Origin of the sequence: Pedobacter suwonensis (assembly GCF_900111825.1) — a bacterium.
In the GTDB taxonomy this organism is placed as follows: Bacteria; Bacteroidota; Bacteroidia; order Sphingobacteriales; family Sphingobacteriaceae; genus Pedobacter; species Pedobacter suwonensis.
Genome location: NZ_FOJM01000013.1, coordinates 182,813 through 205,367, shown reverse-complemented (window position 1 = coordinate 205,367; position 22,555 = coordinate 182,813). Strand labels below are relative to the sequence as shown.

General features: G+C 38.8%; 19 protein-coding genes and 1 pseudogene. 16 read left to right on the top strand and 4 right to left on the bottom strand.

What is annotated here, in order from left to right; translation table 11 throughout:
• A pseudogene (locus BM107_RS17350) lies at positions 1-308 on the bottom strand (IS110 family transposase); the annotation flags it as partial.
• Between the two features lie 696 nt (positions 309-1,004).
• Here BM107_RS17350 and BM107_RS17345 point away from each other — a divergent pair.
• From BM107_RS17345 to kdsB, 8 genes are all read left to right on the top strand, one after another.
• Positions 1,005-2,393: an arginine decarboxylase gene (locus BM107_RS17345; protein WP_090496099.1), complete on the top strand. Its 1,389-nt coding sequence runs from the start codon at positions 1,005-1,007 to the stop codon at positions 2,391-2,393.
• Positions 2,394-2,485: 92 nt separating this feature from the next.
• Positions 2,486-2,722 (top strand): DUF433 domain-containing protein, encoded by a 237-nt coding sequence (locus tag BM107_RS17340; protein WP_090985642.1) that lies wholly within the window; start codon positions 2,486-2,488, stop codon positions 2,720-2,722.
• Positions 2,715-3,068, top strand: coding sequence for a DUF5615 family PIN-like protein (locus BM107_RS17335; protein WP_090985640.1), 354 nt, complete (start codon positions 2,715-2,717; stop codon positions 3,066-3,068). Before BM107_RS17340 ends, BM107_RS17335 begins: the two co-directional genes overlap by 8 nt.
• Positions 3,069-3,081: 13 nt before the next feature.
• Complete coding sequence (locus tag BM107_RS17330) at positions 3,082-3,987, top strand: DUF72 domain-containing protein (RefSeq protein ID WP_090985638.1); 906 nt, start codon at positions 3,082-3,084, stop codon at positions 3,985-3,987.
• 225 nt (positions 3,988-4,212) lie between these two features.
• On the top strand, positions 4,213-5,211 hold the full coding sequence (gene trpS, locus BM107_RS17325; protein ID WP_090985636.1) for a tryptophan--tRNA ligase: 999 nt from the start codon (positions 4,213-4,215) through the stop codon (positions 5,209-5,211).
• Between the two features lie 98 nt (positions 5,212-5,309).
• A complete protein-coding gene (locus tag BM107_RS17320) occupies positions 5,310-5,924 on the top strand; it encodes a deoxynucleoside kinase (RefSeq protein WP_090985633.1) in 615 nt (204 codons plus the stop codon).
• Positions 5,925-6,109: 185 nt separating this feature from the next.
• Positions 6,110-6,313, top strand: coding sequence for a hypothetical protein (locus tag BM107_RS17315; RefSeq protein WP_090985631.1), 204 nt, complete (start codon positions 6,110-6,112; stop codon positions 6,311-6,313).
• Positions 6,310-7,077, top strand: coding sequence for a 3-deoxy-manno-octulosonate cytidylyltransferase (gene kdsB, locus BM107_RS17310; protein WP_090985630.1), 768 nt, complete (start codon positions 6,310-6,312; stop codon positions 7,075-7,077). The genes BM107_RS17315 and kdsB overlap by 4 nt, the downstream gene beginning before the upstream one ends.
• A 91-nt stretch (positions 7,078-7,168) precedes the next feature.
• On the opposite strand, the gene BM107_RS17305 is transcribed toward kdsB, so the two are convergent.
• Positions 7,169-8,122 (bottom strand): bifunctional helix-turn-helix transcriptional regulator/GNAT family N-acetyltransferase, encoded by a 954-nt coding sequence (locus BM107_RS17305; RefSeq protein WP_090985629.1) that lies wholly within the window; start codon positions 8,120-8,122, stop codon positions 7,169-7,171.
• Positions 8,123-8,254: 132 nt separating this feature from the next.
• Between BM107_RS17305 and BM107_RS17300 the strand changes: the two genes are divergently transcribed.
• The 8 genes from BM107_RS17300 to BM107_RS17265 all read left to right on the top strand — a co-directional run bounded on the left by BM107_RS17300 (position 8,255) and on the right by BM107_RS17265 (position 21,186).
• Positions 8,255-8,797, top strand: a complete 543-nt coding sequence (locus BM107_RS17300; protein WP_090985627.1) for a hypothetical protein — start codon at positions 8,255-8,257, stop codon at positions 8,795-8,797.
• A 27-nt stretch (positions 8,798-8,824) separates the two neighbouring features.
• Positions 8,825-9,292: a DinB family protein gene (locus BM107_RS17295; RefSeq protein WP_090985625.1), complete on the top strand. Its 468-nt coding sequence runs from the start codon at positions 8,825-8,827 to the stop codon at positions 9,290-9,292.
• A gap of 118 nt (positions 9,293-9,410) precedes the next feature.
• Positions 9,411-12,185 (top strand): outer membrane beta-barrel protein, encoded by a 2,775-nt coding sequence (locus BM107_RS17290; RefSeq protein WP_090985622.1) that lies wholly within the window; start codon positions 9,411-9,413, stop codon positions 12,183-12,185.
• The gene (locus tag BM107_RS17285; RefSeq protein WP_090985620.1) at positions 12,172-12,945 is read left to right on the top strand and encodes a GLPGLI family protein; all 774 of its coding nucleotides are present in this window, start codon (positions 12,172-12,174) and stop codon (positions 12,943-12,945) included. Before BM107_RS17290 ends, BM107_RS17285 begins: the two co-directional genes overlap by 14 nt.
• A 163-nt stretch (positions 12,946-13,108) precedes the next feature.
• Positions 13,109-14,725, top strand: coding sequence for a CTP synthase (locus tag BM107_RS17280; RefSeq protein WP_090985618.1), 1,617 nt, complete (start codon positions 13,109-13,111; stop codon positions 14,723-14,725).
• 20 nt (positions 14,726-14,745) lie between these two features.
• Positions 14,746-16,545 (top strand): membrane protein insertase YidC, encoded by a 1,800-nt coding sequence (yidC, locus tag BM107_RS17275; RefSeq protein ID WP_090985616.1) that lies wholly within the window; start codon positions 14,746-14,748, stop codon positions 16,543-16,545.
• Positions 16,546-16,785: 240 nt separating this feature from the next.
• Positions 16,786-19,638: a S9 family peptidase gene (locus BM107_RS17270; protein ID WP_090985614.1), complete on the top strand. Its 2,853-nt coding sequence runs from the start codon at positions 16,786-16,788 to the stop codon at positions 19,636-19,638.
• Between the two features lie 276 nt (positions 19,639-19,914).
• Entirely contained in the window at positions 19,915-21,186 is a 1,272-nt protein-coding gene (locus BM107_RS17265; RefSeq protein WP_090985612.1) for a nucleoside recognition domain-containing protein, read from the top strand.
• A 342-nt stretch (positions 21,187-21,528) separates the two neighbouring features.
• Here the strand turns inward: BM107_RS17265 and BM107_RS17260 are convergent, their stop codons facing one another.
• Both BM107_RS17260 and BM107_RS17255 read right to left on the bottom strand, forming a co-directional pair.
• Positions 21,529-21,768 carry a hypothetical protein gene (locus BM107_RS17260; protein ID WP_090985610.1) on the bottom strand — a complete coding sequence of 80 codons (240 nt, stop codon included), beginning with the start codon at positions 21,766-21,768 and terminating at the stop codon, positions 21,529-21,531.
• A 100-nt stretch (positions 21,769-21,868) separates the two neighbouring features.
• A complete protein-coding gene (locus BM107_RS17255; protein ID WP_208864410.1) occupies positions 21,869-22,309 on the bottom strand; it encodes a PaaI family thioesterase in 441 nt (146 codons plus the stop codon).
• Between the last annotated feature and the right edge of the window lie 246 nt (positions 22,310-22,555).

Below are 22,555 nucleotides of genomic sequence, written 5' to 3'. Positions count from 1 at the left end.
TTTGTCCCTTTATCGGTCCGTGGAACATCTGCAGCATTTACTGCAATACAGCTTATTGAACGAACCGCAAAAGCACGCTGTATCCAGAATCCACAGAAACCACTTTCGTAGGCACATTCATAACGAGCTTTAGGATAGTTGGTTAAAAGAAAATTCCACAGTCCATCAACTGATGGAGGAGACTGGACAAAGCTTTTGAGGTATTGTCTCCCCAGATACAGTGAAACTGTCCAGCTTTTAAGGTGCACATCGATGCCACAGCTTATCGTATGACCGCTAAAATCTAATTTTTCTGCTAAATTTGTCATGATCTTAGTTCTATTCTTTATTTAAATTTAACATTTGTGGCTTGCTTAAGACCACTTGAACTAAGATCACTTTATTACATAGATACTGATCGGAACGGGCACGAGTGCAACGAGTAAAGTGGAGCGCAGGGCCAACCCAAACCTATAAAAACAGGAACCTGCTTTTCAAATTATTGTTAAATATTAATCTCTTTTAATCTAAAGATAGTCTTAGCGAGACGCTAAAACCAGATCGTTTGCTTGCGCGCGTTTCAAACGCGTGCATAATAGCAAAACGATTGCATCGTTGTAACCATATTCTAAATCATGGTACTTGTTTTTGCCACGGAAGCTCGAAATACACAGAAAATTATTCGCATAAAAGCAACCTCACTATGAACCGCTAAATATTATTACAGTCGTCGCCACCTAAACCTGATCGGAACGGGCACGAGTGCAACGAGTAAAGTGGAGAGCAGGGCCAACCCAAACCTATAAAAACAGGAACCTGCTTTCCTAAAAACAAGAAGCAAATAAAATGAAATAAATAATTGAATTACAATAACTTAATCAAAAAACCAATCACGTATTATTTTAAAAACATTTTATATTAAAATTTTGTAATTAAACTAAGCGTTTCCTCACAGTAAAAATATTTTTAATAGCGTTTAATTCTCGATTTAAAATTACATTTTTGCAAAAATTATTTAAAAGTAAATGCAGAGTTACTCAGAATTTCTCGATCTAAGCGTTGGCTTTCCGCAGGAAGGCTTTGATGTGATAGATGATGAATTATATTTTCAGGATTTAAACCTGATGGAAATGATTGAAACTTACGGTACTCCCCTACGTTTCACATACTTACCCATGGTAAGTAAGAAAATTCAGCAGGCGAAGATTCTTTTCCAGACTGCCATTTTAAAAAACAACTATCGCGGCGATTACAAATACTGTTATTGTACTAAAAGCTCGCATTTCAGACATATTGTAGAAGAAGCTTTAAAGAACAATATTCACCTCGAAACTTCTTCTGCTTTTGATATGCCTATGGTTGATGCACTGGAAAAAAAAGGTGCCTTAACTAAAGATACCACGATTATCTGCAACGGGTTTAAAACCTACCAATACAAACAGTATATCATTGATATGCTGCATGATGGTTACACCAATATTATCCCGGTTTTAGACAACAAAGAGGAATTTAACCTTTTTGATGACGAGGTAGATATCGATACCCCTTGTAACCTGGGTATCCGTATTGCTGCTGAAGAACAACCCGATTCGCAGTTTTATACGTCGCGCTTAGGCGTGCGTATGGAAGATGTAATTGATTTTTACAACAATAAAATTGTACATAATCCAAATTTCCGGGTAAAGCTTTTACACTTCTTCATCAATTCGGGTATTACTGATTCGCCATATTACTGGAACGAACTGGAAAAATATGTGACCCTTTACTGCAAATTTAAAAAAATCAATCCTGATTTAGATACGCTCGACATTGGTGGCGGTATGCCATTCAAAGATTCGTTGGTTTTTGATTTCGATTACGAGTATATGGTAAACGAAATTGTAAAAAGGATTAAAGAAATCTGTGCCATCCACGAAGTAATGGAACCAGATATTATCACCGAATTTGGTAAATATACGGTTGCCGAAGCTTCGGGAATTCTGTACAAGGTTTTGGGTCGTAAACAACAAAACGACCGAGAACGCTGGTTAATGCTGGATGGTTCTTTTATCACCAACCTGCCTGATGTTTGGGCGTTAAACCAAAAATATATCCTGCTACCGATTAACAACTGGGATGCAGAATACGAACGTGTTAACTTAGGTGGTATTACCTGCGATGGACAGGATTATTACAACCAGGAAGCCCACATGAACAGTGTATTTATGCCTAAAACCCGTAAAGTACAATATTTAGGATTCTTCCATACCGGTGCATATCAGGAAGTATTGAGCGGATATGGCGGTATACACCATTGCTTATTACCAAGTCCGAAACATGTACTGATCCGTAGAAACCGCGACGAGAGTTTTAACTTTGAAGTTTTTGGCGAAGAACAGAACAGTAAGCAGGTATTGAAGATATTAGGCTACTAGATTATTTTGTTTAGCGAGTGTAAAACAAAACATTAATTAAGATACATAAATACCTCAGTTTTTTTACTGAGGTATTTTTTTTATATTTGAATATGGCACGTGAACAAATTAAGTTATTCGATCGGATCATTGCTACTGATGGTTTGATGGGAGGAAGACCTACAATACGTGGATTGAGATTTCCGGTTTCTGATATACTTGAACTATTAGCAAGTGGCATGAGTGAGGAACAAATCCTCGAAGAACATCCCATCCTAGAAAAGGAAGATATTAGGGCTGTTCTTTTATACAGCGCGCAAAAAGTAAATGAGGACTTAATGTATGAATGATTGGGAAATTTGGGTCGACACCAATATATCTCCCATAATTGCCAAATGGCTTTCAGAATACACAAATTTTAAAACAAAATCTGCTTTCAGCCTAAATTTGCATTCAGTAGATGACTTGACCATTTTCAGAATGGCTCAAATTAAAAAGAATGTCATAATTGTCTCCAAGGATTCTGATTTCAAAGAATTAATAGATTGGTTTGGTGCTCCTCCGAAACTTATTCTTATCAAATTCGGGAATTGTTCAAACAAACTGTTTTGGCAAAAGCTGGAACCAAAGATTAACCCAGCATTAGAAATTCTTTTAAATAAAACAGAAGAAGTTAACGTAATTAGTATCACATAACATATTTTTAAAAATGCAATTCGGTAAAGTAGAAGATCCTTCAATAATAGATTATACCCTTCCGGCTGATGCGCCTGAAACAGCGGCAATTTTAGTTAAAAATAAACCTAAGCAATCTTTTAAGGCCTATGTAGGTTGTGCGAAATGGAACAAGGCTGATTTAAAGGGCTTTTACCCAAAGGGAACAAAAGACGAGCTTACCTATTATGCTACTCAATTTAACTCAATTGAGCTTAACGCTACCTTTTATGGTATGCCAACCAGCGAACAGGTGATTACCTGGACACAAAAAACACCTGCAGATTTTAAGTTTTTTCCGAAACTGACCAATACCATCAGTCACTTTAAAAGACTAATCAACGTTAAAGAGCCGGTAGCGCAATATTGCGATGCCATCAGTAATTTTGAAGATAAACTGGGCATGGCTTTTCTTCAATTGCACGATAACTTTAAACCCAAAGATTTTGAAAGGTTAAAAATTGTGATCAACGAATTTCCAAAGGTTATTCCTTTGGGTGTTGAGGTAAGAAATACGGAGTGGTTTACCAACCCGGCCATCGCCAATGAATTTGCTAAACTTTTTGAAGATAACGGAATAACCAACATCATTGTTGATACTTCAGGACGAAGGGACATGCTGCACATGCGGTTAACCACGCCGACGGCTTTTATCCGTTTTGTAGGTGCCAACGACGATGAAATTGATAAAAAACGTTTAGATGACTGGATTGACAGAATTGTGGCCTGGAAAGCGCAAGGTTTAGAAAACCTATATTTTTTCGTCCATCAAAATGTTGAACTTTCCTCTCCATTATTTTCCGCTTATTTTACAGAGAAACTGAACAAAGCAGTAGGGACAGATTTAAAGATTCCGGTAATGGCGAACCAAGCTCCACCTAGTTTACCCAGTTTGTTTTAACAGTTAAAAGATGAATCACCGGTATATGCTTTCTACAAAAGAGCGAGCAGATTAGCGTATTTCTCAATTTGGAGCTGATGCTAAACAAAGTATGGTTAAATCTCTGCATTATCGTTGATTTAAAGTCTTCATTAAATGAATAAATCATGTCTTGAAAAAAATCTTGGAATGAAAATCGAGCCGACTTGTGGATTGCTTGCATTTTATTTTTAATTTCGTGCCATTATGAAAGAAACAGTGGTGAGCGGTATTCGCTCAACAGGAAAATTACATTTGGGTAATTATTATGGCGCAGTTAAAAACTTTGTTCAAATGCAGAACGACTACAACTGCTACTTTTTTATCGCCGATTTACATTCCTTAACTACACACCCTACTCCGGCAGATTTGCACGGGAACATTAAACATGTTTTGGTTGAATACCTGGCCAGTGGGATAGATCCGGAAACTAGCACCATATATATACAGAGTGATGTACCTGAAGTTGCAGAGCTTTATTTATACCTGAATATGAATGCTTATATGGGTGAATTGGAACGAAGCACTTCATTTAAAGATAAGGTTCGTGCCAATCCCGATAATGTAAACGCAGGTTTATTAACCTATCCGGTATTAATGGCGGCTGATATTTTAATCCACAAGGCGACCAAAGTACCGGTTGGGAAAGATCAGGAACAACATTTGGAAATGGCCCGTACTTTTGGGAACCGTTTCAACAGGTTATACCACACGGAATACTTCCCTGAACCTTATGCTTTTAGCTATACCGATAACCTGGTTAAGGTACCCGGCTTAGATGGAAAAGGAAAAATGGGCAAATCGGAGGGCGAAGCCAATGCTGTTTACCTTTCTGATGATCCTGAAACCATCCGTAAAAAAGTGATGCGTGCGGTTAGCGATGGTGGCCCGACAGAAGAAAACCAGCCAAAACCTGAGCCGATCCAGAATCTTTTTGATTTAATGAAAGTGGTATCGAGTACTGATACACTTGCACATTTCGAAGATTTATATAGCAAAATGCAGATCCGTTACGGCGATTTCAAAAAACAACTGGCAGAAGATATGATATTGGCTACTGCACCGATGCGTGAGCGTATCCAGGATATCGCTAAAGATGATGCTTATTTAAGGCAGGTAGCCAAACATGGTGCGTTGAAGGCCCGTGAAAGCGCACAAAAAACCATCAGAGAGGTTCGCAGTTTAATCGGGTTTAAAAGTTTTTAATTATTTTAATAGATTTGAGAGGTGAGAAGCTAGGTTTGAGATAGATTATTTATTTCAAAATCTCACATCTCACATCTCATATCTCATATCTAACAAAGATGCACATAGCAATTGTAGGAAATATAGGTGCCGGTAAAACGACCTTGACAGGCTTATTGGCCAAGAATTATGGATGGGAAGCTTTGTACGAAGCCGTGGACAATAACCCTTACCTGGAAGATTTTTACAGCGACATGAAACGCTGGAGTTTTAATCTTCAGATTTATTTCCTGAACAGCCGTTTTCAACAAATTACTGATATTGAGGTTAACAAACGCAATGTAATACAGGACAGAACCATTTATGAGGATGCCTATATTTTTGCGGAAAACCTGCACGACATGGCTTTAATGACTACCCGCGACCATGAAAACTACAGGGCTATTTTCGATAATATCACTTCATTTATTAAACCGCCAGATTTACTGGTATATCTGCGTGCATCGGTACCTACATTAGTCAACAATATACAACGCCGTGGACGTGAGTACGAAGCGAGTATCCGGATTGACTACCTGTCTAAACTGAACGAAAAATACGAAGCCTGGATTAAAGGATATAAATTGGGTAAATTACTGATTTTAGATAAAGATAAATTAGACTTTACCAACAATCCGGAAGATTTAGGTGCGGTAATCCAGTCGATTGAAGCAGAGATCAACGGGTTATTTTAAGTTTTCCCATATAAGGAAACTTGTAAAATCCGCAAATTATCAATTTAGCATTTCACATTATATTTCGACAATAATCTTTAAGATTTTAGCTACCGTAATCAATTTACATAAGCTGAAGTTAAAGACTTATTTTAACTTTATTTTCCCATATTTGGGAATTAAGGGAATTAGTAAGTGCGAGAATTATGAAAAAAAATATTGAAGAAGAGAATGCGGAAAACTGGAAACGGCGAGTTTTCTATTTCAACAAAAACGACCATAGATTAATTGTTCCCAAACGTGTAAAAATATTGAGCTGGACGCTTAATGTTGTCCATCCCCTTTCTTACATCATTATCGTATTGATTTTTACTTTTGTTTTTTACCGGTTCTATCAGCATAGCATATGACAGACATAAACCTACAAGCGATAGGCATTATCCCTGCCCGTTATGCCTCTACCCGCTTTCCGGGAAAACCATTGGTTGATATAGCCGGAAAAACAATGATCCAGCGGGTATACGAACAGGCTTTGAAAGCAAAAAGTTTATCAAAAGTGATTGTTGCTACTGATGATGAGCGCATTGCGGATGAAGTAACGAGGTTTGGTGGAGAATTTGCATTTACGGCTTCTCACCACCAAAGCGGAACCGACAGGTGTGCTGAAGTAATTGAAAAAATGCCTGGTTTTGACATTGTTATTAATATTCAGGGCGATGAACCTTTTATAGAGCCGGCACAAATTGATTTGCTGGCCACCTGTTTTGTAGCAGATAAGGTAGATTTGGCCACTTTAATTAAACCGATTCAAAGCCAGGAAAGCATTTATAACCCGAACAGTCCGAAAGTGGTAATTGACGTAAACGGCCGGGCCATGTATTTTAGCCGTAGCCCGATTCCTTTTATCAGAAATGGCGAACCAGGTGTATGGGCAGAAAAGCACCAGTTTTATAAACATATCGGTATTTATGGCTACCGTACCGAAGCCTTAAAAGCCATCACCCAATTACCGCCTTCTTCTTTAGAGATTGCCGAAAGCCTGGAGCAATTACGCTGGATTGAAAATGGATTTTATATCCAAACAAAAGCAACTGATTTAGAAACCGTTGCAATAGATACACCAGAGGATTTACTAAAATTGAATAAGTTATTGAAAGCTTTGAAGTTACCCTAACCATTACAGCATTTAAAAATTTCGTTACACTAAATTTATTCCAGGGTTTTATACAATTACGATACTGAAATGAATTCAGTATGGCGTGAAACTAATTCAAATTAAGTTCCATCTGTATATTACATCTCGCGTATGGCGTAGGCTTACCTGGTACCTTTTGGAAACCCAGTTTATGGTAAAGATTGATGGCCGGTTTTAGAATGGTATTGCTTTCCAGGTAGATTTTAGCTGCACCTAATGATTTTGCTTTTTCAATAATTGCCTTTGCCAATAGAAATCCTACATTTTTTCCCTGGGCCTTTGGCGATACGGCCATTTTAGCAAGTTCGAAATCATATTCTCCATCATTCATCTTAATTAGCGCACAAACGCCTAAGGCTTCACCTCCATAAAGCGCAACCAATATAAAACCTCCGTTATCTAATATATAGCCCTGAGGATCATCCAGAGCTTTATAATCAGATTCTTCCATGGTAAAATACTTCGAAATCCATTCTACATTTAGCGACCTGAAAACCTCCTGGTGTTCAGATTTGTAATCTATAATTTCAACATTAGCGCCATCGCGTTCTTTTTTCTTTTCCGTAACCCTTCTTAACAAGCTTTTTTGTTCCAATAAAAATTCCCACTCTCCTATTGCTTCCCAAAGTTTGTGTTGTGCTTGTGCAGATATTTCTTCAATTGCCGCATTCACATCTATAAGCTGATCCTCTAGTGCTGCTGAAATTTTCATTCCTTTTTTAGAAAGACTTATCACATTTCTACGTCCATCAGTTTTGTCCTTATTTTCTTTAACATAACCTTTTTTAAGCATTTCACTGATGATTTTACTAACCGAAGGGTGAGAATGGCCAATGGCTTTGGCCAGTTCGGTAATCGTTTTTTCCCGCTGTCTGGTCAACGCGTAAAATACCGGAAACCATTTAGGCTGCATATCAATATGATACAATTTATAAATCTGTGCAGCATCTTCAGTCACCTTATCAGTCAACATTCTTAACCTGCTTCCTATCGCTACTTTACCTATTTCATCAAAAAATCCCATAAAAATAATTAATTACGTAACCAGTTACGCAAATTTAAATAATTATTTGAAATACCGATACAATCATTCACTTCCGGATATTATTTTAAATAGCCTGAACTGTAATAAACTTAAAATTTGTATTTTAGGAACATGAGAAAACTACCGATCTTTATCGTTTGCTGCTTCATCGTCTTTTCTGCCTGTCAATCTAAACAGGGCAAAGAATCAGGTGCCGTCGAATTCAAAAATATCAATCAAAGCGTAGCCAAATCGTTTTCTGATTTAAAAACACTCGATACCTTTAAGATAGAACTAACCGGCAGAAAACCAGAGGAAATGGTATTGAATTTTACGATCAAAAATGCTGAAGGAAAAGAAATTTACAATACCAAAATCAAAGGCACTGAATTATTGGGTAGCACAGATCCAAATATTGATCTTTCAAAGGAGAAAGACCAGATTGTTTTCTTAAAAACCATCGCCGATGATTTTTTTAGCGATGAAAATTTTCTTGAGCCTGCCGTTATGCAGGAGGATAAACCCGATAAATATACTCCAGATAAAGCCCTTTATGAAGAGTTAAAAAAATCAGGCCTAAATGGCTTTAAATATCGTTTAGGAAAAGAAAACAACATTTACATCGCCTGGAGCGAGAAAGAGCAGAAGGTAAAGGTTTACTATAATTGCTGCTAGCTAGTATCTGAGCTCAGAAATTTAGAAATGAAAAGGCCTGAATTTATTGCAAATCGATTAAGAGAAATTTTCATAAGCGGTTATTGGATAGCCAATACCAATTATAAAGATCAATTACAAAGCATTAATCGGGAACATGCCGTTCGGCAGGTAGGTGACTTAAATACGATTGCTGACTTAACTTATCATATCAATTATTATTTATCAGGCATTCTAAATGTATTTAACGGCGGTCTGCTGGAAATTAAAGATCAATATAGTTTCGACCTGCCCCCTATCTATGCTGAAGCTGAATGGAAACAACTGGTTAAGAAATTGCTAGCCAATGCGGCCGCCTTTGCTGATGAAGTGGAAAAAATGCCTGACGAAAAATTAGATGAGGTATTTGTAGATGAAAAGTACAGTACCTATCTGCGAAATATAGAAGCTGTTATAGAACACAGTTATTACCATTTGGGGCAGATTGTATTGATCAGAAAATTGATTCGAAAATAAATACCGTTATCAAAGGCCACCCTAAAAAAATATTGCAAGTATTTTAGCTAAACTAATCAAATAGTTGTATTTTCACGCACCATAGCCAAACAACTATTTATCAACGTTTTCTCTGTACATGCTCAAAAATCTCCTCACCGTATTTATACTTTCGGTACTATTTCTCCCTGCCTTAGCTCAAAAAGCCAATATTAAAGGTATTGTAGTCGATACTGTAGAAAAAAGAAATCTTTCAAACAGTTCAATACTGCTCATTAACAGTAAGGATTCCGTTCTGGTCAGGGATGCCAGAGCCAAAGGAAACGGCGAGTTTGAACTGGCCAACCTAAAAAAAGGCACTTACACCTTGGTCATCACCTACCCTAAAATGGCCGACTATATCAGAGATATCCAATTGTCAGATTCATCAAAATTTAACCTGGGCACAATTGCAATGGATAATAAAGCCACCCTTTTGAATGAAGTGACGATTAAGGCACAAAAACAGGCCATCAGGATGAAAGGCGATACGATAACGTACCAGGCTGATAGTTTTGCCGTAAAACCACATGCCAACTTACAGGATCTGTTGAGGCGGTTACCTGGAATTGAGGTAGATAAAAACGGTGCCATCAAAGCCGGTGGTAAGGATGTAAATACCTTGCTGGTAGATGGCGAAGAATTTTTTGGTGACGATCCGCTTCTCGCCCAAAAATACCTGAAAGCCAATGCAGTAAACGAAGTAGAAGTATATGATAAAAAGAGTAAAAACGAGGAGCTGACGGGCATTAAGGAAGAAGATTCAAAAGAAAAGGTAATCAACGTGAAACTGAAGGAGAATGCTAAAAATGGCTATATCAGTACAACGGAAGCGAGCAGCGACCTGAATAAATACCGCAACTTAGGTGCCATGGCGGGAGTTTATAAGGGGAAATTGAAAGTGGCCGCTTTCGGTTTCAATAACAACATCAGTACTGAATCTAAAACCAACAATGCCATGAGCCGCCTGAAGGGTGATGAATATGACGTGATCGAGGTTGGTGATGATGGCAGTTCTGTTATGATCAGCTATGGCAACAATGATGATGATGATTTCAGGCCTGGGGGCGGTATTCCGAATATTACAACTTATGGTGCGCATTTTTCCAATAAATGGAAGGACAATAAGCTGGGTATGAAACTGAACTTCAAAGGAGCGGATAACAGTTCATTTAACGAAAGCACCAGTCGTAATGAATCGTTGATTCCAAATGGCACCACCTTTTTAAGTCAGGGCGCAAGCCGGGAGGAAAACCGCACGACAGGGCAAAGCCTGCGTGGAAGTACAGAGTTCAAGCTCGATTCGCTATCGAACCTCAAGATTTCTTTCGGGGCACGCCAGCAACACAGTTCGTCCGGCAGTTTCAGCAACAGCGAAACGAAAAACGGGCGGGGTATTATGGTAAATAGCAACAACGAAAACGGGGATTCTAACGGCAAAAGCGAAGCCTTTAACGGTAATATCGGCTATGTGAAGAAATTTAAAACCAAAGGGCGGATTTTAACGGTAGACCTACAGCCGGAAAACAACCGGAATAATAATGAACGGAATAGCCTGAACCAGACTAATCTATTTGATTCTACGGGTGTGATGCTGACTCCGGATCGCCGAAACTACCTGAATGACGACCAATCGAGCAAAACTTCACTGGCCTCGCGGATTTCTTATACCGAGCCCCTGAGCAAAAGACTCTCGTTACAGGCAGGATATAGTTTTAAAACCATCCGCTCCAGCAGCAAAAAGTACACCTACAACCGCGATCTGGGTAACCAGAAAATCGATTCATTAAGTAATTTTTTCGAATTCAATAACTTTTCCAATGTAGGGAATGCGGTATTGCAGTACAAGGGCAAAAAGTTCACGCTACGCGGCGGAACACAGGCCATTCAAACCACTTTCCACCTGGACGATGTAGACAGGAACCGCCAGGTGAACCGCTCCTATATCAACTGGGCACCCGAAACAAGCCTGAGTTATAAACTGGGCCGGAGCGGCAGCATCTCCGCCGGTTATAACGGGAGCACCAATCAGCCTGATATTGAGCAGCTGCAACCATTAAGGCAGGTGAATAGTCCTTTATACACATTAATCGGCAACCCTAACCTTAGGCCATCATTCAACAATAACTTCAACCTCAACATCAATACCTATCAGCAGAAATCTGAAATTTTTGCCTACAGTTATCTGGGTTATAATTTTGTGCAAAATGCGGTAGCTTCCAGCACCACAGTTGATCAATCTAACAAAACTGTGACCACTTTTGTCAACCTGAATGGTGGAAAAAGCCTCTATGCCGGCGGTAGTATCGGAAAAAGTTTCAGCAAGATCCACCTGAATACGAATATGGGTTTCAATTATAACTATAACCAGGACGTTTCTATCCTGAATAAAGAATTAAATAAAACCACCCGGAGCAGCATGTCCTTAAGACCACGGATCAGTATCTATCATGATAAGTTTAGCCTGGAATACAATGTTTCCCTAAATTTCTCCAAAAGCCGTTCTACTATCGGCACGGTTAATGATGGGAAGAACTTCCGTCATGATCATGAGATTTCAGGGAACATCAATCTACCCTACAGTACGGAATTCAATACTTCCGTATCCTTATCTTACCAACCGGCCAATGCATCATTTGCCCGCCCGGTAAACATTGCTATATGGAATGCCTATCTGTCTAAAAGGATGCTAAAGGCTGAAGAAATGGAGATCAGGGCTTCAATTTCCGATATCTTGGGCCAAAGGGTTGGCTATAACCGCTATGTAAACGGGAACAGTATAGGAGAAAGCACTAACAGCTTTATTCCAAGATATGTATTGATAGGTGTAGTTTATAATTTAAACGGCAATTTTGTTAAAAATGAAAAGAAATAATTTAGCTGCGTTCTGGCTGATCTTCAGTCTACTTTTATGTTTGCAGATGGTTCATGCACAAACAGTATTCATCAGAAGTGCGAAAATTACTTTTGAGAAAAAGGTGAACATTAAAGAACAACTCGCCAATAACCAGTGGCTGACTGATGAGGCCAGAGAGAAAATGGGTAAATACCGCACCACCAACTGGGAATACAGTTTCAATGACAGCACCTCGGTTTACCGGGCTAAACCAAAAGAGAGTTTAGGCGACAATGCCTTCTTCTTCAGTTCTGACAATACGGATGAACTGTTTACAGATCTGGCGAAAAGCAAACGTGTGAAGAAAAAAAGTATTATGGGCGATGATTTTATCCTGAAGGATACCATCCCGGGTCTGAAGTGGAAAATTATGCACGACCTGCGTAACATTGCCGGTTATGAATGCAGAAAAGCTATCGCTAAGATCAATGATACGGTTACCGTAGTGGCCTTTTATACGGATGAAATTTTATTAAAAGGCGGCCCGGAAGGTTTTACCGGTTTACCCGGAATGATATTGGGTTTAGCCATACCACGTTACAATACCACCTGGTTTGCCACCAGGATAGAAGCGAAAAACGTTCCCATCTTAAACATCAGTCCGCCAACAAAAGGAAAGAAAACCGATTCGGAAAAAGATTTAAAAAAACTGATTGATCTTTATACCCGTTATGATGATAAAAAGAACCCGAGAAAGATAGAAGATATTAAAAAGGAACTTTATTCATTATTTCTTTAAATCAGCATTTTTTGTTAAAACTTTCAATATCAAACAGATAATAGCTACAAAAAATATTCTAATCACAGCCTAAAAGCCGTATTTTTTTTTCTTACCTTTGTATCCCGTACAAAAACAATTAAGCAGGCCTCAAAAGCCTGCTTGATATCACAAATTATCAATCATGACAAAGTATATTTTTGTTACGGGCGGTGTAACTTCCTCTTTAGGTAAGGGCATCATTTCCGCATCTTTAGCTAAACTTTTACAGGCACGTGGCTACCGTGTAACCATTCAGAAATTCGATCCGTACATTAATATCGATCCAGGAACATTGAATCCATACGAACATGGCGAATGCTTTGTGACAGAAGATGGTGCCGAAACCGATCTGGATCTTGGTCATTACGAACGTTTTCTTAACGTTCCGACTTCACAGGCCAATAACATCACTACCGGCCGCATCTACCAAAATGTAATCAGTAAAGAACGCAAAGGTGAATACCTGGGCAAAACGGTACAGGTTGTTCCGCATATTACCGATGAGATAAAACGCAACATGCGTATTCTGGGCGAAAGTGGCGAATACGATATTGTGATTACTGAGCTGGGTGGTACAGTTGGTGATATCGAATCTTTGCCATTTATCGAAGCTGTTCGTCAGTTTAAATGGGAAGAAGGCAGTAGCAATGCCATTGTAATCCACTTAACCCTGGTTCCTTATCTGGCTGCTGCAGGTGAGTTAAAAACAAAGCCAACCCAACACTCCGTTAAAGCATTACTGGAGTATGGTATACAACCAGATATTTTGGTTTGCCGTACCGAGCACCACTTGAGTGCTGACCTGAGAAAAAAAATAGCCTTGTTCTGTAACGTTAACATCAATGCCGTAATCGAATCAATGGATGCATCTACCATTTACGATGTGCCTTTACTGATGTTAAAAGAACAACTGGATAAAACGGTTTTATCGAAATTAAAACTGCCGACAAAAAACGATCCGGATATGGAAAGCTGGAAAGATTTCCTTGGCCGTTTAAAAAACCCGACTGCTGAGGTAAAAATCGGCTTGATTGGTAAATATGTAGAGCTACCGGATGCATACAAATCAATTATCGAATCTTTTGTACACGCAGGTTCGAAAAATGAATGTAAAGTCAGGGTAGAATATATTCACTCTGAGGGTATTTTCCCTGATAACGTAAAAGAAAAACTGGGTCATTTACAAGGCGTTTTAGTGGCGCCTGGTTTTGGTAGCCGCGGTATAGAAGGTAAAATCGATGCCATAAAATACGTTCGTGAAAATAATGTACCTTTCTTTGGAATCTGTTTAGGTATGCAATGTGCCGTTATCGAATTTGGGCGTAATGTTTTAGGCTTGAAAGATGCACATACTACCGAAATAGAAGAAAATTCGGCAAATCCGGTTATCAATATGATGGAAGAGCAGAAAAAAGTAACCAATAAAGGTGGTACCATGCGTTTAGGCTCGTACCCTTGCGATATCAAAAAAGGTACAAAAGCTTATTCTATTTACGGCAAATCACATATCAACGAGCGCCATCGTCACCGTTACGAATTTAATAATGCTTACTTAAAGCAGTATGAAGATGCGGGTATGACGGCATCCGGCATTAATCCACAAACCAATTTAGTTGAAATTGTAGAGCTTAAAAACCATCCGTTTTTCGTTGGCGGACAGTTTCACCCAGAATTAAAATCAACAGTTGCTAATCCTCACCCACTTTTTGTTAAATTTGTCGCCGCTGCAATGGAGTTTGCAAAAAAGAAAACGAATTAAAAGCAGTACATACATAAATAATGGATAGAAATACCTTTACAGGACTGTTCCTGATTATGATCATTTTGGCAGGATCATTCTACTTTTTGAAGCCGAACGAGGCCGAAATAAAAAAAGCCAAAGAAACAGAGCGTTTAGATTCTTTGAAAAAAGCCGGTATCGCACCTGCACAAAAAGACACCACTAAAACAGCTGCACTGACTAACCCTGCAGTAGATTCTGCAGCTTTAAAAGGTCCTTTTGGAACGGCCTTAAACGGCACGGAAGCCAACACTGTGCTGGAAAACGAAAATTTATTAATTACTTTAAGTAATAAAGGTGGTAAAATTACCTCAGTTGAAGTTAAAGGACAGAAAACCTTTACCGGCAAACCGGTTATTTTATTTGATGGTAACCAGAATAAATTTGGTTTAAATCTTAACGCTGCCGGTAAGGTAATCAATACTAACGATTTATACTTTACACCAACTAAAACCGGCAGTACGGTTACCATGCGCGCCAATTATGGTGCAAATGCTTATGTAGAGTATGTTTACGATTTAAAAGCATTAAGTAACAAAGTTGCTTTTAACATTAATCTGGTTGGCTTACAGCAGGTAATTGCTGGAAATAGCATCGGTTTAAACTGGCAGACTACTTTACTGCAACAAGAAAAATCCATCGAAAGCGAACACCGTTATTCTGCACCATATTATAAATATTTAGATGGCGATGTAAACCACTTAAGTGTTTCTAAAGATGAAAAAGAAGAATTATCAAAAGGTAAAATCCAGTGGTTCTCTTTCAAACAGCACTTTTTCTCGGCATCATTAATAGCCAAACAAGCTTTCGAAAAAGGAAGTTTAGAGGTTAAAATTCCAACCGCTCCAGGCCAGGTAAAATTCTACGATGCCAATATGCAACTGCCATATACGCATAGTGCAAACCAGGTTTATGAAATGGAGTTTTATTTTGGTACCAACAAATTCTCTGCGCTAAAAGCACAGGGATACGATCTGGAACAGCAGGTTGATATGGGGTACTGGCCTTTAAAATACATTAACCGCTTTATTGTATTACCAGTATTTAATTTCTTAAACAGCTTTGGCTGGAACTACGGTTTAATCATCCTGGTACTGACTATTTTATTAAAAGTGGCCTTATCGCCGCTTACCTACAAGTCATACCTTTCAATGGCTAAAATGAGGGTATTGAAACCAGAAATGGATGAAATTAAAGCTAAAGTAGGTGAAGATAACCCAACATTGGTTCAGCAGGAGTATTTAAAACTGTACAAAAAAGCAGGTGTAAACCCACTTGGCGGTTGTTTGCCAATGGTACTACAGTTGCCTTTGGTAATGGCGTTTTTCTTCTTCTTCCCTAACCTGTTTGAGTTAAGAGGTGAGAGTTTCCTTTGGATGAAAGATTTATCAACCTATGATGAGTTTATCAAATTTGGTGTAAAAATCCCTTTCATTGGTGATCACTTAAGCTTAATGTGTGTATTGATGACGGTATCAACGCTGATCATGACGTATTTCAACAACCAGGTTTCTGGTGCTACGGGCCAGATGAAATATATCGGTTACATCATGCCAATCATTTTCTTAGGCGTGTTAAACAGCTACCCGGCCGGATTAAACTATTATTATTTCTTAGCCAACTTAATGACTTTCGGACAGCAGTTCCTGATCCGCAAAATGGTTGATGATGAAAAAATCCATGCTTTAATCCAGCAGAACAAAGCCAGGCCAGTTGATGAGAAAAAGAAAAAATCTAAATTCCAACAGCGTTTAGATGACTACATGCGTCAGCAGCAACAGCAACAAACCAAGAAATAATCTTGTTTTATTCCAAAATAGAAATCCCCGGTTACTTTTGAGTAATCGGGGATTTCTGTTTTGGGCTGAGCGATAAGTGCATGGCATTAGGCGCTTGTGCCCACACCGCCTAATCTTCTACCCTTTAACCTCTGCCTTTCCAAATAATGCTTTAAATTGTAATATTTGATATACAAGTTTCAGAATAAGCTAAAATTTTCCAATTTTAGAAGATTAAATCAACAAACTAATTAATTTAAAATGCAAAAGAGACTAACTGTTATTCTGTTTTTCGTTGTCAGCTTTGCCTACGCACAAAAGAAACCTTTGGATCATTCGGTGTACGATACCTGGGAATCAATAGGCACAAAGCAATTATCAAATAATGGCCAATGGGCGATGTACAGCATCTTACAGCAGGAAGGAGATGCGCAGTTATACCTTGCCAATATTAAAACAAATATCAAAATAAATGTTCCCAGAGGGATGAATGCGCAATTTAGCAATGATTCTAAATTTGCGGCTTTCAACATTCGTCCGCTAAATAAAGAGCTGCGTCAGGCCAAAATCAAAAAGAAAAAGTCAGACGAATTACCAAAAGATTCATTAGGGATTGCCAATCTTACCAATAATGCGGTAACAAAAGTACCCAGGGTAAAATCTTTCAAATTCCCGGAAGAAGGCACTGGTGTATTGGCCTATTTAACTGAAAAACCAGATACTGCGCAAAAAGCCATGAAACCTGTTGAAAAAAAAGATGGAGAAACTGATTTTGCTGATGATGAACCTGCCGGAAAAGGTAAAACCGAAGAAGGAACAGATCTGGTGGTAAAAAACCTTACAACAGGAACTGACAAGACCTATAAGTATGTTACTGATTACCACTTCAGCAAAGATGGCAAACAATTGGTTTTTGCCTGCAGTGGATCTAAAAAAGACAAAACGGCTCCACAGGGCGTATTCTTGCTTAACACCGAAAAAGGTACATTAAAAACGCTGATTAAAGGTAAAGGAAGTTTTAAGAATTTCACTTTTGATGAAGAAAGCGAACACGTGGCATTTGTAGGTGAACAAAGTCCGGAAAAAAAGGAAATAAAAGACTACAATATTTATTATAGCTCTTTAACACTTGACACGGCGCAGATCCTGGTTGATTTTGATATGCCCGGACTACCAGCGAAATGGTCGGTTAATGGTGATGGCAAAATTGCTTTCAGCAAAGATGGGAAAAAGTTATATTTTGGCATATCGCCTGTTAAAAAACCAAAAGACACTACAATAGTAGATTTTGAAGTGGCTAAAGTTGATGTGTGGAATTACAAAGATGATTATTTGCAACCGATGCAGCTTAAAAATGCAGAAAGGGACAGCAAAAAAAGTTATTTATCGGTTATTGATGTTTACAGCAGTGATCCAAAAGTAATTCCGCTAACCGATGTAAAACTACCTGATGCCAGTATCATCGCTGAAGGTGATGCAGCGCAGGTTTTGGCTTCTACCGATTATGGCAGGCGGATCGAATCGCAATGGAGCGGTTCAACTTCAAAAGATTATTACCTGGTTGACACCAAAAACGGCCAGAGAAAGAAAATTATCGAAAACCTTAACGGTTACGCTTTGGCATCACCCGGGGGGAATTACATCCTTTACTTCGATCGGAAACTAGGCAGCTGGAACACTTATCAGGTAGCCAGCGGAAAGGTTACCGTTTTAACCGCAGGCTTAACTGAAAAATTTGTTGATGAAGAAAACGATGTACCAGACCTTCCTTCTGCTTATGGTTTAGCCACCTGGACCGAGGGCGATAAAGCGGTCCTGATTAACGATAAATATGATATATGGTCGTTTTCGCCAGATGGAAAATCGGCACCGAAAAATATCACTGCAGGCTTTGGAAGAGCAAACAACATCACCTTCCGTTACGAGAACGTACGGACAGACAGAACAGAAAGAAATGCCAGTAAGTTTGTTAAAGCAAATGAATTGGTTTGGTTATCTGCCTTTAATAATCTGACCAAAGAAAACGGCTTTTACCGCACTAACGTAGGCACTGCTAAAGCACCTGAACCAGTTGTAATGGCAAAATTTAAATATTCCGGCCTTACAAAAGCTAAAGATGCTGATGTTTACATCTACGATAAAGCCAATTATGTAGAATCGCCAAATGTTTACATCACTACTGATTTCAAAACGGAAACCAAATTGAGTAATACCAATCCGCAACAAAAAAACTACAATTGGGGTACTGCAGAATTGGTGAAGTGGACTACACCGAAAGGTTATAAAGCTGAAGGGATTTTGTACAAACCGGAAAATTTCGATCCAAATAAAAAATATCCGATGATTGCTTATTTCTACGAAAAATTAACGGATGGTTTATACACTTACCAAGCACCAGCACCTACCCCATCCCGCTTAAATATTTCCTACTTTGTAAGTAACGGCTACCTGGTGTTTGCACCAGATATTAGCTATGAAACCGGACACCCGGGAAAATCGGCTGTTGAGTTCATCAATTCAGGTGTAGAAAGCCTGAAGAAAAACAGTTGGGTAGATGGCAGCAAAATTGGTATTCAAGGTCAAAGCTGGGGCGGTTACCAGGTGGCTTACCTCATTACGCAAAACAATATGTATGCTGCTGCCTGGGCAGGTGCACCTGTAGTGAACATGACTTCTGCTTATGGTGGTATCCGTTGGGAAACCGGTATGAACCGTCAGTTCCAGTATGAAAAAACACAAAGCCGCATTGGTGCAACCCTTTGGGAAAAACCAGAGTTATATATCGAAAATTCTCCATTGTTTATGCTACCAAAGGTAAATACCCCGGTTGTAATTATGGCTAATGATGCAGACGGTGCAGTGCCATGGTACCAGGGCATCGAAATGTTCACCGCCTTGCGCCGTTTAGGTAAACCAGTTTGGATGCTAAACTATAATGGTGAAGCGCATAACCTGGTTCAACGCCAGAACCGGAAAGATATTCAGATCCGTGAACAACAATTTTTCGATTATTATTTAAAAGGCACCAAAGCTCCGGCCTGGATGACAATTGGAATTCCGGCTACCGAAAAAGGAAAAACATGGGGTTTTGAGTTAACAGATGATAAACCTTAGTTATTAATCCTAGATTAGAAGACCAAAGTCCATGGTTGATAGTATATTTATTATTTACCATGGATTTTCTGTTTAGGGGTATGATGAATCGGTCTGATGTATACTGGTAATCGTCACCCTGATCCGATAACTCCTATCGGATTTATTTCAGGATCTATTCAGCGAGAAGATGCTGGAAACAAGTTCAGCATGAAGATCGTAAATAGAACAACGATTCTTATGAATTTCAGCTTAAAAAAACTATTTTCACGCATCAAATAAAACTAAACAATCCTAATGGCATTAAGCAGAATCTGGTCGGCATTTATTATTATAGCTATTGTTGTAGCGAGTATTAAATGTTTCTTCTTCGGACACAGCGATATATTTAATTGGATGGTAATCGGCAAATCATCCGACCCTTTAAATCCTTTAAAATTAGATGGCATTATCGAAACCTGCTGGATTGCGGTAGACCTTTGCATTAAACTAGTAGGAACATTAGCTTTATTTATGGGATTAATGAGCATTGCTGAAAAGGCAGGCGGCATCCGTTTATTATCCAGAATTATAGGTCCTTTTTTTTCGAAACTTTTTCCGGAGATTCCGAAAGGACACCCTTCTATGGGGCATATGATCATGAATTTCTCTGCCAATTTGTTAGGCTTAGATAATGCAGCCACACCGTTCGGTATAAAGGCCATGGAAAGTTTGCAGGAGCTGAATCCCAATAAGGAAGTGGCCAGCAACTCGCAGATTATGTTTTTATGCCTGCACGCCGCCGGTTTATGTTTAATTCCGGTCAGTGTAATTGCCATCAGGTCTACCCAAAATGCGCAAGACCCTACCGATATTTTTATCCCCTGTTTAATTGTAACCTTTGTAGGTACCATGGCTGCAATGCTTATTGTATCTTTTAGGCAGAAGATAAATTTACTTCAACCTGTTATCATTACCTGGGTACTTGGTATATCAGCTATAATAGGTTTGCTGGTTTGGTATGTAAGCAAGTTAAATGCAGAAAGTATAAAATCATTTTCCGGCTTATTGAGCGGAGGTATAATTTTACTGATTTTTTTATTGATTGTATTGGGTGCCCTGTATAAAAAAATAGATGTTTTTGATGCTTTTATTGATGGCGCTAAGGGTGGATTTGAAACGGCACTGAAAATTATCCCTTACCTGGTGGGTATTTTGGTAGCCGTAAGCATGCTGAGAACCAGCGGAACTTTTGATGTGGTAATGAGTGGGATTAAAAGTTTGTTCGTATTCTTTGGAGCCGACACCAAATTTGTCGACGCCCTGCCTACAGCGTTAATCAGGCCTTTAAGTGGCGGTGCGGCCCGTGGGATGATGGTGAGTACAATGATTTCAAGCGGACCTGATTCATTTGCCAGTAAGCTTTCGGGAGTTTTTCAGGGCGCTTCAGATACGACCTTTTATGTGGTAGCGGTTTACTTTGGCGCTGTTGGAATAAAAAATACGCGTTATGCCATAGGCTCGATGTTACTGGCTGATCTGGTTGGCGTTTGTACGGCAATTGCACTCAGTTATATGTTTTTTGCTTAGTTTGGGTGAATTGGTTATTAGTGAATTGGTCATTAGTCATTGGTTATTGGTCATTGGTCATTGGTCATTGGTCATTAGTGAATTGGTCATTAGTCATTGGTGAATTGGTGCTCAAGTCATGATTTACGGGACCGAATTATTACCTGTCGACGACATCCAACATTGGCTTCGCTATCGGATTATAGCTTTCAGGTTTAGCTTTTGATAAAGCTTCTTCATTGCATTCAGCATGACAACATAGAAAAATACTAAAAAAAATCCCTGCCAGAAATTCATCTGACAGGGATGTTAATATCTTAAAATAAACAGAAGCGTTATGCCTCAAATGTTTATTATGCAATACTAGCAGGGAGTTTGGGGAGATATTCTATTGATAATTTCATCAATCGCGTCTGGATCAATCACCGCATTTTTCGAAGCACACCATTTTTCCGACTTATTATCTAACCAGATACAGAAAGAATGGTAACCGTCTAAAATTACAGCATAAGTTTCATGAAAATCATCTTGAATACGCATGCAAAATCCCTTAAAAATTTTGCCTCTCACGTTAAACTGCAGAGTGGAATAATTTTCTAACATGGCTCATTATATTTTAGGTTAATTTACAACAAAATCTAGATGAGAATGTTTTGTTAACATAAAGGAATTAACAACTTATTCTTAAGCGTTGTAACTTAATTTAACCTATGTTTAACATGTTCGAATAACCTTTCGCAATCAACCGTTTTTTTGAAGGCAAAGATAGTTCACATTGCAGATTTAGAATCGTACGTCCTCTTTTCACGATTGACGTTTCTGCAACCACTTCGTCGCCCTCACTTGCCGTTGCAAAATAGTCGATGTAATTATTTACAGTGGTATACCGATCGTTTAATCCCATCGTAAAAACCGTTGCACCAATCAGATCATCAATAATACCTGCGGTTACACCGCCATGCAAAATCTGATATGGATTGGTCATTTCTTTTCGGATCGTATATTGGCACACCAAAATCCCATATTCTGCTTTAATTAAAACTGGTGCCAGCCAGTTCATGAAGTTTGAAGGTGAATCAGTAATTACCTTGCCAGTTGATTGTCTTAAAAAATTTAGTCGCTGCTCGCTCAATGAGGCTTCCATAATGTAGCTGTTTTTAATGTTTGATGCTTCAAGATAAAGATAGGTAAATGAGGTACAGTCGTCCAAATAAAACGATTAATACCCCATACAATTATTGAGATAAACTGATATTGAAAATATATTTACAAAATTGGAGCGCAAAGCTTGTACAAAACAATCAGCATCCTCCCGTTTTCCGCTTATACGCTTCGCTGCCTCGTAACCTCGTTGCTGCAGGGTATCGCTGCAACCGGGGCTAAGTGGCTA

Bases quoted from the DNA above. Each gene is read 5' to 3' on its own strand.
- BM107_RS17315 (WP_090985631.1), top strand. From the start codon at position 6,110: ATGAAAAAAAATATTGAAGAAGAGAATGCGGAAAACTGGAAACGGCGA.
- BM107_RS17255 (WP_208864410.1), bottom strand. From the start codon at position 22,309: ATGGAAGCCTCATTGAGCGAGCAGCGACTAAATTTTTTAAGACAATCA.
- kdsB (WP_090985630.1), top strand. From the start codon at position 6,310: ATGACAGACATAAACCTACAAGCGATAGGCATTATCCCTGCCCGTTAT.
- BM107_RS17320 (WP_090985633.1), top strand. From the start codon at position 5,310: ATGCACATAGCAATTGTAGGAAATATAGGTGCCGGTAAAACGACCTTG.
- BM107_RS17290 (WP_090985622.1), top strand. From the start codon at position 9,411: ATGCTCAAAAATCTCCTCACCGTATTTATACTTTCGGTACTATTTCTC.
- BM107_RS17280 (WP_090985618.1), top strand. From the start codon at position 13,109: ATGACAAAGTATATTTTTGTTACGGGCGGTGTAACTTCCTCTTTAGGT.
- BM107_RS17295 (WP_090985625.1), top strand. From the start codon at position 8,825: ATGAAAAGGCCTGAATTTATTGCAAATCGATTAAGAGAAATTTTCATA.
- BM107_RS17260 (WP_090985610.1), bottom strand. From the start codon at position 21,768: ATGTTAGAAAATTATTCCACTCTGCAGTTTAACGTGAGAGGCAAAATT.
- BM107_RS17330 (WP_090985638.1), top strand. From the start codon at position 3,082: ATGCAATTCGGTAAAGTAGAAGATCCTTCAATAATAGATTATACCCTT.
- BM107_RS17305 (WP_090985629.1), bottom strand. From the start codon at position 8,122: ATGGGATTTTTTGATGAAATAGGTAAAGTAGCGATAGGAAGCAGGTTA.
- BM107_RS17340 (WP_090985642.1), top strand. From the start codon at position 2,486: ATGGCACGTGAACAAATTAAGTTATTCGATCGGATCATTGCTACTGAT.
- BM107_RS17335 (WP_090985640.1), top strand. From the start codon at position 2,715: ATGAATGATTGGGAAATTTGGGTCGACACCAATATATCTCCCATAATT.
- BM107_RS17300 (WP_090985627.1), top strand. From the start codon at position 8,255: ATGAGAAAACTACCGATCTTTATCGTTTGCTGCTTCATCGTCTTTTCT.
- BM107_RS17345 (WP_090496099.1), top strand. From the start codon at position 1,005: ATGCAGAGTTACTCAGAATTTCTCGATCTAAGCGTTGGCTTTCCGCAG.
- BM107_RS17270 (WP_090985614.1), top strand. From the start codon at position 16,786: ATGCAAAAGAGACTAACTGTTATTCTGTTTTTCGTTGTCAGCTTTGCC.
- BM107_RS17265 (WP_090985612.1), top strand. From the start codon at position 19,915: ATGGCATTAAGCAGAATCTGGTCGGCATTTATTATTATAGCTATTGTT.
- trpS (WP_090985636.1), top strand. From the start codon at position 4,213: ATGAAAGAAACAGTGGTGAGCGGTATTCGCTCAACAGGAAAATTACAT.
- BM107_RS17285 (WP_090985620.1), top strand. From the start codon at position 12,172: ATGAAAAGAAATAATTTAGCTGCGTTCTGGCTGATCTTCAGTCTACTT.
- yidC (WP_090985616.1), top strand. From the start codon at position 14,746: ATGGATAGAAATACCTTTACAGGACTGTTCCTGATTATGATCATTTTG.